The organism is Janthinobacterium aestuarii, assembly GCF_051380835.1.
Lineage (GTDB): Bacteria > Pseudomonadota > Gammaproteobacteria > Burkholderiales > Burkholderiaceae_D > Janthinobacterium > Janthinobacterium aestuarii.
In genome coordinates this window covers 541,001-553,583 of record NZ_JBNYXU010000002.1, presented here as the reverse complement: position 1 = coordinate 553,583, position 12,583 = coordinate 541,001, and the positions used below count along the sequence as shown (strand labels likewise).

Below are 12,583 nucleotides of genomic sequence, written 5' to 3'. Positions count from 1 at the left end.
ATGCTCAACGCGATGCGCCAGCAGGCACAGGCTGCGCTCGGCGACGTGGCGCTGCCGAGTACTGGCATCGTGCGCAGCTACGACCCGACGAAATACGCAGTGCGCCTGGAGTTGCAGCCGCAGGGCAACATGACCGGCTGGATCCCGCTGCTGACGCCCTGGGTGGGCAACGGCTGGGGTATGTTCTGCCCGCCGACCATCGGCGATCTGGTCGAGGTCACGTTTTTGAATGGCGACATCAATTCCGGCGTGGCCGGCCTGCGCGCCTTCAACGACCAGGACCTGCCGCTTCCGGTGGTGTCCGGCGAGTTCTGGCTGGTGCACAAAGCAGGGCAGGCTCTGAAATTCCATAACAACGGGACTATCGAGATCAGTGCGCCAGGCCGAATTAGCTATACGGCGGCCGGCCACGATTTTCACGGGCCAGTGACCATGGATGACACGCTAGACGCGCAGGGAACGATCACGGCTCCGATTGTCGACGGCACTTTAAATGTGACCTTCGGCGGCAAATCCGGTATTGACCATAAGCACGGCGGTATTCGCCGTGGCACCGAAATGAGCGACCCACCCACATGAGCGACCTGAACCACTATTTCGGCGGAGACCTTACGCAGTCGTCCACGGGCGATCTACTCAAGGTCGACGGTATGGAGGAGGGGCTGCAGAGGGTGCTGCGCCGGCTACTCACAAACCCGGCCCTGATCGATGCCGACGGCAACACGCTGATCCCGGGCGACTATATTTTTCATCCGGACTACGGCGCCGGCCTGCCGCGCATGATCGGCGACACAGTCGACATCCCAAAAATCAAGGGGCGCATCCAGGGGCAGATGTTTCTCGAGGCGTGCGTTGCGCGCAGCCCGGCACCGATCATCATGGTGACCGAGATCCTGGGCGGCGTGTCGGTCGATATCCGCTACAACGATGCGCAGACCGGGACGCCGGCGGCGCTCGCGTTCGATGTAACCAAATAAGGCGACCATGAGTATTTCAACAAAAGATTTTGTAACGCTGGTCCGCGACGCTGTCACGGCGATCCAGGGCTCCGCGAGCGGCCTGGTCAATCTGACCGTCGGCTCGATCCTGCGCGCCGTAGTCGAAGCCAACGCCACAGTCATTCTGTGGCTTCAGGGTCTGATCTTGCAGTTGCTGGCCGCCACGCGCGCGGCGACGTCCAACGATGCCGATCTGGATAGCTGGATGGCCGACTTTGGTGTGGTGCGCCTGGGTGCCGTTCCGGCCTCGGGCCTGGTCTCGTTCTCGCGCTTCACTCCGACCGCGCAGGCTGTCGTCCCGGTCGGCGCCACCGTTTTGACGCTCGACGGCACGCAGGCGTATGTCGCGCTGCTCGATGTGAAGAACTCCGCGTACAGCGCTCTGCTGGGTGGCTACGTGCTTGCGCCGGGCGTGGCGAGCATCAATATCACTGTGACCGCATCGATGCCTGGCGCGGCAGCGAACGCAGTGGTCGGGCAGATCGCGTTGATCAATCAACCGATTCCCGGCGTCGACACCGTCACGAACGCGGCGGGCTTCACAAATGGCGTCGACGCAGAGAAAAACGCCGCCCTGCGAGCCCGTTTCATCACCTACATCGCCTCGCTGTCGAAGGCGACCAAGCTGGCGATTGGGAACGCCATCACGTCGCTGGCGCAGGGCGTGACGTTCTCGCTGACCGAGAATTTCACCTACGGAGGCGTGGCGCAGAACGGCTATTTTTTCGCTGTGGTCGATGATGGCACGGGCTATCCGCCCTCGCAACTTCTGCTGTCGGCGGCCAATGCGATCGACGCCGTGCGGCCTTTCACGTCAACGTTTGGCGTGTTCGCCCCGGTTGTCGTCACGGCCAACATCGCGATGACGATCACCACGGCCGTTGGCTATGACCACGCAGCGACTGCCGCTCTCGTGGCGAAGGCGATCAATTCCTACGTCAATACCCTGACGTTGGGGAATGCCCTGACTTTCTCCCGCCTGACACAGATCGCATACGATGCCTCGCCCGGCGTCACAAACGTGACCGCCGTCAAGCTCAACGGCAGCACGGCCGACCTGGTCGCCACCGCGCTGCAGGTCATCAAGACCGGTACGATCGGGGTGGCGTGATGACGGGTGACCAATCTGATATTGCCGCGCGCATAAAAAGCGTGCTGCCGCCCTGGTTCGGCCCGGTGCGCGACCTGGTCGACGCGCTGATCCAAGGCCTCGCCAATGCATCCGCCTTCGCATATGCGCTCTACCAGTACGCGGTGCTGCAAACCCGTATCAAGACGGCGACCGAGGGCTGGCTCGACATGATCGCTGCAGACTTTTTTGGTACCGCGCTGATGCGCTCGGCGAACCAGTCCGACGCTAGTTTCCGCGCGCGGATAATCATCAACCTGTTCCGTGAGCGCGCCACGCGCAATGCGATCACTCGCGTGCTGACCGACCTGACCGGGCGCGCGCCGATCATCATCGAGCCGCAGCGGCCGGCGGATACTGGCGCTTACGGGGCACCAAACAGCGGCTACGGCGCGGCTGGCGCCTATGGATCGATGTTGCTGCCGTTCCAGGCGTTTGTGCAAGCTTACCGCCCAGCCTCGTCCGGCATCCCGTACATCGCCGGTTACAGCTCACCGCCAGGTGGTTACAGCGCGCCGTCTCGCGCGGCCTACGCAACGCTGTCGCAAAGCACGGGCGCAGTGACGGACGCCGACCTATACGCGGCTGTGGATAGCGTAAAGCCGGTCGGAACCATCGTCTGGATGAGCATCCACTCCTGATAAATCCGCAATTCACCCACAAGGGCCGCTCACGCGGCTCTTCTTTTTGGAGTAAATTTTGAAACGACAAATTATCTATCCAGGCCAAATTCCTCTGGAGACGGACCTGCTCGGCACCAATAAAAACATGATGATTGCCCTGGCAAAGCTGACGGCGACAATCGTCGGCACCGCGACCATGGCCAGCGGTTTGGCCTGCGCGCCGAACTCGCCAGCTGCGCTGAACGTCGTGATCGCTCCGGGTGAGATATACAGCCTGCAAAACATCGATGGCACGGCCTACAGTTCAATCGCCGCCGACACCGCGCACTCGATCATGAAACAGGGCATCCTGCTTGATTCCGTGACACTGGCGTGCGCGGCGCCGGGAACGGCCGGCCAGAGTATCAACTACCTGATTCAAGCAGCATTTTCAGAGGTGGATAGTGGGGCGGTGGTGCTGCCGTACTACAACGCTAGTAACCCTTCGACAGCATACAGCGGCCCGGGCGGCGCTGGCACCACGAACAACACTGTACGCGATGGGACGGTGGCGCTATCGGCGAAGGCGGGCATCGCGGCTGCGACCGGATCGCAAGTAACGCCTGCGGCAGATGCTGGCTATGTCGGCTTGTGGGTCGTCACAGTAGCAAATGGGCAGACGACAATTACGGCTGGGAATATCGCGCAGGCTGCAGGAGCTCCATTCTCTGGCACTGCAGCGATGCTGAATGTGATGAATGCGTTCACAGTCTCCCCAACGGTGCCAACGCCGCCTGCAGCCGACAACAGCGCGAAGGTAGCGACCACTGGTTGGCTTTATAACGCCATAGCAACTGTCGCTTCCGCAATGGGCTTCTCAGCAAGTCTTACTGGACACGGATATATAAAACTCCCATCCTGGCTCGGCAGTTTCATCATGCAATGGGGTTACGGGTCAACATCCGATAGCTCTGGATTATCAACCGTAGCATTCACCATCGCTTTCCCTGCCTCGGTTTTACACGTATTCCCTTTCTACGAAGCCAGTGGAGGCTCCCCTTCACCCAATCCGTCGGTTGTAAATGCTGGGCTGACGACCTTAGTGGGAGCCAAACTTTTTACTTGGAGCGGCACAACCATCTCCGGTGGTATCACCCCTTCATACATTGCCATCGGCAAATAAAGGAATCTAAATGAATAAATTTTTCTCAGTTGCAACTGGTGGATTTTATGGGGCCGCGTTGCGTGGAGACTATGACGGTGCAGGTACTTGGCCTGCTGATGCAGTTGAGGTTACCGCCACCACAGAAGGGGAGTTGAGGGCGGCAATTTGCCGCGGCGACACGATCAAACTCTCCGGCGCAAAATTCATTTTTACTCCGGCGCCTGCGGCTCCGTTCGCCCCAGTCGCTGCCGCGTACCTGGACACCGTGCGCGTCATACGCGAACAGGTTCTCAATCGCCTGGCCGGGATCGGTATGGCGGCACTACTTGCCGCCGATACCAAGACGGCCCAGGCGGCTGCGGGCGCCCGGCAGGCGCTGCTCGATATCACCATCGCGCCGGCCGTGCTGGCTGCTACGGATCTCGAAGGAATGGTCACTGCAATGAGAGGCGCCTACGCGGCGATCATTACAGCGGCGCCGCCGGCTATTCGCGAGGCCTTTGATCCTAACGCGATCTAAGAGCACGCCCAGTCCGTTACAAACCCGCTTCCGCGGGTTTTTTCATTTCCACCACCTGAAAGGCATTACATGGCCATCGAAACGACCGCCGCCGGCGGCGCACTGATTAAAATTTTTGGCATCCCGGTCCTGGCCGGCGCCGCCGCAACCTCACTGGGATTTATGTTCATGTGGCCAAAAACTGCCAAGGAAGCGGGCGTGCGCTTCTTCGTCACCATTCTCTTTTCCGCCTTGATGGGCCCGGCCCTGGTCGTGGTCGTGCGCAACTGGATGCCGGGTCTGTTCGACAGCGCGCGCGCCGTCGCCGTGCTGTACGGCAGCGATCCGGCACTGGGCTTCCTGTTCATTGCCGCGCCGCTGATGGTGGCCGCCGGCTTGCCCGCATGGTGGGTGCTGGGCGCCACGGTACGCTGGTTCGACAAGCGCCGCGACAAGGACATCGGCGAGCTGGCGCGCGACATGGCCGCCACCGTCAAGGACGTGCGGGGTGGCCTGTGAGCGCCGTCACGCTGGCCCAGCTGCTGGCCATCATGCCGCTGGCCCGCAGCCGCGCGGCAGCCTTCTTGGCGCCGTTGAACGCGGCCATGGTGGAGTTCGGGATCACGACACTGGCGCGTCAGGCGTCGTTCCTGTCCCAAGTCGGGCACGAGTCCGGCCAGCTGCGCTATGTGCGTGAGCTGGCCAGCGGCCAGGCGTACGAAGGTCGTGCCGACCTGGGCAACACGCAGCGTGGCGACGGCGTGCGCTTCCGTGGGCGTGGCCTGCTGCAGGTGACCGGCCGCGCGAACTACGCCGCCTGCGGCAAGGCGCTGGGCCTGGACCTGCTGGCGAAGCCTGAGCTGCTTGAGCAGACCGTCAACGCCTGCCGCTCGGCCGGCTGGTTCTGGCAGACGAAAGGGTTAAATGCCCTGGCCGATGCTGGCGACCAGGAGCGGGTGACGCGCCGCATTAACGGTGGCGTGAACGGCCTGGCCGAGCGCCTGGCCTTATATCGTGAAGCGCGCAAGGTGCTGGCGTGATCGCGCTGGCCAAGGTAGCGGGCAAGGTGCCGGGCTGGCTGTACGGTGTTTTTCTCGTGTGCGTGCTGGCCGGCGTCGGCATGGTGTATCAGCGCGCGCAGGGTGTCGCCCAGGGCCGCGCGGCCGTGCAGGTGCAGTGGGATGCTGACAAGCGGAGAGGGGTTGCAGCAGAAACGAAGGCGGTAGCGCGGCGCGCTGCCGAGAACCTGGCGCAAGCCCGACAACAGGCCGCCAGTGCGCTGGCCATCAAGAAAGTCTACGATGACGAAATCAACAATATCCGCGCTCGCCTTGCTGCTACTGAGCGCATGCGCAAGCCCGCCTTCTGTGCAAATGCTGGACCTGCCGCCCCGGCCGGTGGCAGTGGCGCCGAAGGAGGCGCTGCAGCCGATCCCGCCGGCGGGCTACTTCCTGACGCGGTGGCGCGAGATATTCAAGCCTTGATCCTACAGACGGAAGAGGTTGCCGCAACTGGACGGGCATGCCAGGCGTTTGTAAGAGCTAATGGCTTGGCTCCGGCACAGGAGGGCAGATCTGATCGTCATCACGCGGGACAAGAACGCTGATAGCCCCCGTGTGTATCAGCTGATATGCCAAGGCTGATGCTTCAATTCGTGCAGCGCGATCTGATTTAAAGGTGGTTGGGGTCGGTATCTTAACGTTAGGCAGGATCGCATTGCCATCATGTGCAGTAACCAGAATCATGCCCCGGAATTTGCCTTCGTCCGTTATGTACGCGCCCAAGTGATACTCATATCCATCTAACTGGTGTTGCTGAGTCGTTTCCATCCCCCCTCCATTGAAATTGTGAAAGCGGCATGTATCCATGAGAAGTGAGCAGTAATTATATGTTTTTGCTTAAATGAGTCAAGCGCGCTGGTAAAAGAATATGGAAAAACAGAGCGCTGATTGTCGCTGCATCAACAGCGGCAATCAGCCTCGGCACGCTGGCCAGGCCAGTGAACCAAGAAGGCTCGTGCTACCTCGGGAAGGTAATTCGACTCTAACATTAGGAGGTTCACATTTTGGCTTTACCCATCATCCCCTGGATCGGAGGCAAACGACGCCTGGCAGACCGCATCATCCCCCAATTTCCACCGCACACCTGCTACGTCGAGGTTTTTGCCGGTGGCGCCGCGCTGTACTTCATGCGGCCGCCGGCCGAGGTCGAGGTGCTGAACGATGTCAACGGCGAGCTGATCAACCTTTATCGAGTCGTGAAGTGTCACCTGGAGGAATTCGTGCGACAGTTCAAGTGGGCGCTGTCGAGCCGCGAGGTATTCAAGTGGCTACAGGATACGCCACCACATACCCTGACGGATATCCAGCGCGCGGCCCGTTTCTTCTACCTGCAGCAGCATGCCTTCGGTGGCAAGGTCGACGGGCAAACATGGGGCACAGCCACGACGGCGCCGCCGATTAACCTGCTGCGCATCGAGGAGAACTTGTCGGCCGCGCACCTGCGTTTGTCTGGCGCTTATATCGAAAACCTTGACTGGTACAAGTGCATGGAGCGCTACGACCGGCCCCACACGCTGTTTTACTTGGACCCGCCGTACTGGGAGACAGCCGGCTATGGCGTGGAGTTTGAATTCGCGCAGTACGAGAAGATGGCCGAGTTGATGGCCAGGCTGAAGGGCAAGGCCATCTTGAGCCTGAATGACCACCCGGACATCCGGCGCGTGTTTGCGCGCTTCCAGATGGATACAACTGGCATCCAGTACAACGTGGGCGGCGGAGGCAAGGCGGTGGAGCGCAATGAGTTGATCATTTACAGTTGGGACAAGCAGGCTGAGCCGGCCGGGCTGTTCTAAGAATTCCGATAGGCACGCACCATTAGCCGCCGACTGTTTGATCCTTCTGCTCTTGACGCATGCCTATTCCAAGGTTGTACTGCTGAAGCTATGCACGAAGGAGGATATGGTTCTTCATCTGCTAATTGGCTTTTTACTAAATATTTGAAGGAATTGGTATAATAATGAAAATAAGACTCCACTTTGTGTCGAGGTTTTCATGCTCATTAATACTTTAGTAGCTGGTTTATTTGGTGCAATTGTTGCCGGAATGATTAATTTTTTTGTTAGGAGATTTTTAGACAAAAAAGCTATTCATCTAGCTGAAAGAAAGCTGGCATACGTGCACTTTGTTCGGATTTCAGGAATGTTAGCGACGGAAATGGCGTTGAAAAATATTTTTAAACTATACGCTAAGGATGTGAAGATAGGAAGTGAGGAGAGGAGTGGATATTCAATATCGCACGATATTTCTGTTCTTATTTCGGCGAAATTGAATGAGATCGACTCGAAGGAAATCGCTAAAAATCCAAATATTAAAATGGCTGTGAATTTTGTTGAATTTCAAGTTGAGGATTTGAAAGGCAATAAACTTTCTTTTGATGATTTATCTAAGTTTCCAAAAGAAATAATAAATGATTACTCTAATTTTTTAAGTGTTCTGAGTCACATAATTGTTTCATTGGACTTCTGGAAAGTCAGTATGTCTACCGGTGAATTTAAGTGGGCAACTCCAGAATCTATATATGATCAATGGTTGTTGTTGCAGCGATTTTCAAAATCAGTCGCTAGTGTACGCTCAAAAATGCTTGGTGCCGGTGTCGTAACTCCATTAGAGGCACACGTACTTCTAAAATCGCAGTTGGATTTTCTAAATAATATTACGCTTCAAAGTTTATTAAATAGAGATGCGCTCAAAGCTGCGGGGAATTCGGCGGATATGCGAAAAAGTAAAATGGATAATGGTTAATGTAAAGCAATTTAGTTTTTTTGTGAAATCCAAAAATAAATTAAACATTTGAAAAAACCTTGATGGTGGTAAATTGAAATTTAAAAAAATAATCAAAAAGAAAGTTGAGCCGGGAAATTGGTTTTCAAAATTGACTTTGGCGGCTCAATCTTACACTTCAATTGTCAGCGTGCTGGGAGGGGTGTCGATTTATATTGGCTGGACGTATTGTAATTCCTATTTCTCCACTATGGACGCGTCGTGGGTTGTTAGCTCTATTGGTGTGATAACGATGATTAAAATGTCGGCGCAAGTTATTGTTCCAATATTGATGATTCTGCTGGTGCTTTATACTTTTATGGCGCATTCTAATGATAAGAGAAAAGTTTTATTTAAAATAGATAAATATTCTGTCATCTGTCTTCTTTTATGGATTTTTATTTTTTCTATTTTGGTTTTTGTTTTTGATAGGGATCTTGGTTTTATTTTTCAATATGGAATTTCATTTTTCATATATGTGGTTTCTTCATCAGCGATTCTTGGCCTGATGGTTGATGTAGGTAGTAAGGATTATTCCTGGGAGAAGTTAAGAGAAAATTTGGTGAATGGTGTTCTAATGTTGGTGTTTCTTGTTGGACCTAGTTATCAGGCTTCACTTAAAGCTCGTTCTGATATGGATATTGTAGAAAGTGCATTGCCAGTTGTTAAAAGTGAATTATTGCCAAAAGACATTAAGTGGCGTTTGCTTACAACGTTGGATAGTACGTATGTTCTGGTCGCTCTTGCTCAACATCCAAAAGATAGAATTTTTAGAGTTTTGAATGTGAAAGAGCCGCTAACAATTAATTCTGCTGGTAAGTAAGTGAAGTTGGATTGTTATATTTTTGACATTTCTTCGCAAAAATCCAATAGGTAATTTATGTGTGCTGACTACACCCCTAGCCGTAAAGAACAGATCGAAGAAAGCTTTCAAGCCGGATACCCGCTGCTCGACCTTCCGCCAGAGGCATGGCCCGGCTACATGGCGCCTATTCTGCGCGGCTCGCATGAGGCGCCCGGCGAGTTGGAGATCGCTCCCGCCATGTTCGGCATGGTGCCGCATTGGGCTGACCACAAGCTGGCCCGCCAGACCTACAATGCCCGCACCGAGACGGTGGCCAGTAAGCCATCCTTCCGCAGCGCCTGGAAGCGCAAGCAGTTCTGCATCATCCCGGCCGCCAATTTCTTTGAGCCCAATTACGAAACCGGCAAGCCTGTGCGCTGGCGCATCGAACGAGCCGACGGCAGCCCGGTGGCCATTGCCGGCATCTGGGAGTACCGTCCGGCCGATCAGCTGCTCTCGTTCTCAATGCTGACGATCAACGCCGACGGGCACCCGCTGATGCAGCGCTTCCATAAACCAGACGATGAAAAGCGGATGGTGATGATCCTAAACCCGGACCAGTATCACGGCTGGCTGGACGGCTCGCTGGTGTCGGAGGAGGACGTTTATCGGCAGTATCCTGCAGAGCTGCTCGTTGCGCAGCCCGATCCGATGCAGCCGCGAACCCGTGCGAAAGCGCCTGCGCCAGTTACGCCTGTGGAGCAGGGCGGCCTCTTCTAGTTACAAATTTCGACTTCTCGTTGTTCCTTTTTGCCAATATACTGTATATATGTACAGTATTTTTGGAGTTCGTGATGAAGGTATGGGCGAAGCGACGGCGACAGGGCGGGGCGGTGCTTGGAGTGCCCGCGCCGGTGGTCGAGGGCGCCATGCTATTGGAGCTGCTGGTGGTCGAAGTCACGCTGGAGGGGAATCGACGCCCATCAAAAGTAGCGCGTTTGCAGACGATAGGTGCGCCACGCATTCTGGCGCAGCTTGCCAGGCCCAAGCTGGTGCGGGCACAGGGATGGAATCTGGTGCTGAGCGGCATTGAGGCAACGAGGGATGAGTCTGGCCACGCCCGCGAGGTCGCCCAGACCTGGGTGTGTAAGCTTTTCGTGCCGGAGCACGCCGTCGGATTCCGGATCAAGGAACTATATCGATCGGGAGTAGCGCTACCGAAAAAACTTGCGCGCGAGAGCAGTGGCTCGCGTGGGTTGCTGGCTGTGGCCGACGACTACTCAAATGTGCTACAGCGGCACACCACTTGCGCCGAGCTGCGCAGGCACCAGATTTCCACGTTTCCGGAGGGGCGTTTGATAGACTGTCACATCGAGTGGATGTCGGAAGAGTCGTTCGAACTGGGAGGCTTGCAGTTGCGGGAAGCATTTGAGAGCCGGCCCGAGCAATTGGAGCGAGGCGGGTGGATGATCGACATCGACTTCAAGGAACGCGAGCTGTCGAAGAGCGATGCGCGCATGCTGCGATAAAGTCATTCCAGCACATCTTTTAGGCCTATCCCAGCTTTCGCGCAATGATTGCCTGATGACGACCAGCCAGCTACGCGCTGCGCCTGGTCGACCAGTACGATGACCTGGCAGCCAGCCGCTGTGCTGCCATAGTTCAGCTGCAGATATTCGCCGAGGTGCTGATAGCTGGCGGGTGTGCCGTAGCGGGCGGCGAGGGCGAAGCTGTTCATTCCCGCCAGATCAATGTCGGCATGGCCATTGTCGCCGCTGGTAGCGCAGGCAGACAGAGCTGGTAAGATGAGCGCTACAAGTTGGCGCTTCATTGCAGACCTATAGTTAGCGGAAAATAAGTCTATTGTTGGGCACGCCGGCCGGACTGCTCTTGCGGATGCGCAGCAAGCGGCAATTCTGTCGGTGGACGCGGTCAAAAAACGCGGGCGGAATTTGGGCGAAAACGCAGACTTTTCCAGACTTTTCCAGACCACTCAATAAATGCGGTGGTCGCATTCCCACTATGTCTACAAAGGTTTACCGAAGTTCAAGACAAAAGATGAGAATTTCCGTATAATCTGCTTTTGCGCCAATAGGAAATGCTATGCGTCTACTTCAAAAAGCACTCACATTCGATGACGTGCTGCTCGTCCCAGCCTACTCCAACGTTCTGCCCGCCGATACGTCCCTCAAAACTCGCCTGACCCGCAATATCACCTTGAATATTCCCTTGCTGTCCGCAGCCATGGATACGGTGACGGAAGCCCGTCTGGCGATCGCGATGGCCCAGGAAGGCGGCATCGGCATCATCCACAAGAATTTGAACCCGAAGGACCAGGCACGTGAAGTGGCCCGCGTAAAGCGTTTCGAAGCAGGTGTGCTGCGTGATCCGATCACGATTCCGCCGGAAATGAAAATCCGCGACGTGATCGCGCTGACGGAACAATACGGCATCAGCGGTTTCCCTGTCGTCAAAGGCAAGGAAGTCGTCGGCATCATCACCAACCGCGATTTGCGTTTTGAGCAGGAACTCGACGCGGAAGCTTCCGCCAAGATGACCCCGCGCGAAAAGCTGGTGGTCGTCAAGGAAGACGCCGATACGGCTGAAGCCAAGCGCCTGATGAACAAGCACCGCCTCGAGCGCGTGCTGGTCGTCAACGACGCGTTTGAACTGCGCGGCCTGATCACCGTCAAGGATATCCAGAAGTCGACTTCCCACCCATTCGCGTCGAAAGACAGCCAGGGCAAACTGCTGGTCGGCGCTGCCGTCGGCGTGGGTGCCAAGGATGAAGAGCGCATCGACCTGCTGGTCGCCGCCGGCGTCGACGTGCTGGTGGTCGATACGGCCCACGGCCACTCGCAAGGCATCCTCGACCGCGTACGCTGGATCAAGACCAAGTATCCGCAAGTCGAAGTAATTGGCGGCAACATCGCTACCGCCGCTGCCGCCAAGGCGCTGGTGGAATACGGCGCCGATGCGGTCAAGGTCGGCATCGGTCCTGGCTCGATCTGCACCACGCGTATCGTCGCCGGTGTGGGCGTGCCGCAAATCACGGCCATCTCGAATGTGGCCGAAGCACTGGAAGGCACGGGCGTGCCATGTATCGCCGACGGCGGTATCCGCTTCTCGGGCGACATTTCCAAAGCGCTGGCCGCTGGCGCCTCGACCGTCATGATGGGTTCCATGTTTGCCGGTACGGAAGAAGCGCCAGGCGAAGTGATCCTGTACCAGGGCCGCAGCTACAAGTCGTACCGCGGCATGGGTTCGCTGGGCGCGATGTCCGATGGTTCGGCTGACCGTTATTTCCAGGACGCCACCATGAAGGCCGACAAGTTCGTGCCTGAAGGTATCGAAGGCCGCGTCGCCTACAAGGGCAGCGTGCTGGCGATCATCTTCCAGCTGGTGGGCGGCGTGCGTCAATCGATGGGTTACTGCGGTTGCGCCACCATCGACGAACTGCGCGAAAAAGCGGAATTCGTGGAAATCACCTCGGCCGGCATGCGCGAGTCGCATGTCCATGATGTGCAGATCACCAAGGAAGCGCCGAATTACCGTTCCGAGTAAATAGCGACAGACCAGACCGGC

General features: G+C 56.7%; 16 protein-coding genes. 15 read left to right on the top strand and 1 reads right to left on the bottom strand.

Going from position 1 to position 12,583, the window contains the following annotated elements:
* The 14 genes from ACQ4WO_RS08530 (at position 1) to ACQ4WO_RS08465 (ending at position 10,527) form a co-directional block, all read left to right on the top strand.
* Entirely contained in the window at positions 1-579 is a 579-nt protein-coding gene (locus ACQ4WO_RS08530) for a phage baseplate assembly protein V (RefSeq protein ID WP_436481036.1), read from the top strand.
* Positions 576-977 carry a phage tail protein gene (locus ACQ4WO_RS08525; protein ID WP_436481035.1) on the top strand — a complete coding sequence of 134 codons (402 nt, stop codon included), beginning with the start codon at positions 576-578 and terminating at the stop codon, positions 975-977. The genes ACQ4WO_RS08530 and ACQ4WO_RS08525 overlap by 4 nt, the downstream gene beginning before the upstream one ends.
* Positions 978-984: 7 nt before the next feature.
* Complete coding sequence (locus ACQ4WO_RS08520) at positions 985-2,109, top strand: baseplate J/gp47 family protein (protein WP_436481034.1); 1,125 nt, start codon at positions 985-987, stop codon at positions 2,107-2,109.
* Entirely contained in the window at positions 2,109-2,768 is a 660-nt protein-coding gene (locus ACQ4WO_RS08515; RefSeq protein ID WP_436481033.1) for a UCP028438 family phage-derived protein, read from the top strand. Before ACQ4WO_RS08520 ends, ACQ4WO_RS08515 begins: the two co-directional genes overlap by 1 nt.
* 58 nt (positions 2,769-2,826) lie before the next feature.
* A complete protein-coding gene (locus ACQ4WO_RS08510; protein ID WP_436481032.1) occupies positions 2,827-3,912 on the top strand; it encodes a gp53-like domain-containing protein in 1,086 nt (361 codons plus the stop codon).
* 10 nt (positions 3,913-3,922) lie between these two features.
* Positions 3,923-4,414: a hypothetical protein gene (locus ACQ4WO_RS08505; RefSeq protein WP_436481031.1), complete on the top strand. Its 492-nt coding sequence runs from the start codon at positions 3,923-3,925 to the stop codon at positions 4,412-4,414.
* Positions 4,415-4,582: 168 nt separating this feature from the next.
* Positions 4,583-4,912 (top strand): hypothetical protein, encoded by a 330-nt coding sequence (locus tag ACQ4WO_RS08500; protein ID WP_223278734.1) that lies wholly within the window; start codon positions 4,583-4,585, stop codon positions 4,910-4,912.
* A complete protein-coding gene (locus ACQ4WO_RS08495; RefSeq protein WP_436481030.1) occupies positions 4,909-5,433 on the top strand; it encodes a glycoside hydrolase family 19 protein in 525 nt (174 codons plus the stop codon). The genes ACQ4WO_RS08500 and ACQ4WO_RS08495 overlap by 4 nt, the downstream gene beginning before the upstream one ends.
* Positions 5,430-5,999: a hypothetical protein gene (locus tag ACQ4WO_RS08490; RefSeq protein ID WP_436481029.1), complete on the top strand. Its 570-nt coding sequence runs from the start codon at positions 5,430-5,432 to the stop codon at positions 5,997-5,999. The genes ACQ4WO_RS08495 and ACQ4WO_RS08490 overlap by 4 nt, the downstream gene beginning before the upstream one ends.
* A gap of 459 nt (positions 6,000-6,458) precedes the next feature.
* Positions 6,459-7,247, top strand: coding sequence for a DNA adenine methylase (locus tag ACQ4WO_RS08485; RefSeq protein ID WP_436481028.1), 789 nt, complete (start codon positions 6,459-6,461; stop codon positions 7,245-7,247).
* A gap of 199 nt (positions 7,248-7,446) precedes the next feature.
* A complete protein-coding gene (locus ACQ4WO_RS08480; RefSeq protein WP_436481027.1) occupies positions 7,447-8,196 on the top strand; it encodes a hypothetical protein in 750 nt (249 codons plus the stop codon).
* A 73-nt stretch (positions 8,197-8,269) separates the two neighbouring features.
* A complete protein-coding gene (locus ACQ4WO_RS08475; RefSeq protein ID WP_436481026.1) occupies positions 8,270-9,037 on the top strand; it encodes a hypothetical protein in 768 nt (255 codons plus the stop codon).
* A 57-nt stretch (positions 9,038-9,094) separates the two neighbouring features.
* A complete protein-coding gene (locus ACQ4WO_RS08470; protein ID WP_436481025.1) occupies positions 9,095-9,778 on the top strand; it encodes an SOS response-associated peptidase in 684 nt (227 codons plus the stop codon).
* A 74-nt stretch (positions 9,779-9,852) separates the two neighbouring features.
* Positions 9,853-10,527 (top strand): hypothetical protein, encoded by a 675-nt coding sequence (locus tag ACQ4WO_RS08465; RefSeq protein ID WP_436481024.1) that lies wholly within the window; start codon positions 9,853-9,855, stop codon positions 10,525-10,527.
* Positions 10,528-10,529: 2 nt separating this feature from the next.
* On the opposite strand, the gene ACQ4WO_RS08460 is transcribed toward ACQ4WO_RS08465, so the two are convergent.
* Positions 10,530-10,829, bottom strand: coding sequence for a hypothetical protein (locus ACQ4WO_RS08460; RefSeq protein WP_436481023.1), 300 nt, complete (start codon positions 10,827-10,829; stop codon positions 10,530-10,532).
* A 272-nt stretch (positions 10,830-11,101) separates the two neighbouring features.
* Between ACQ4WO_RS08460 and guaB the strand changes: the two genes are divergently transcribed.
* Positions 11,102-12,562, top strand: a complete 1,461-nt coding sequence (gene guaB, locus ACQ4WO_RS08455; protein ID WP_034752206.1) for an IMP dehydrogenase — start codon at positions 11,102-11,104, stop codon at positions 12,560-12,562.
* The last annotated feature ends 21 nt before the right edge of the window (positions 12,563-12,583 follow it).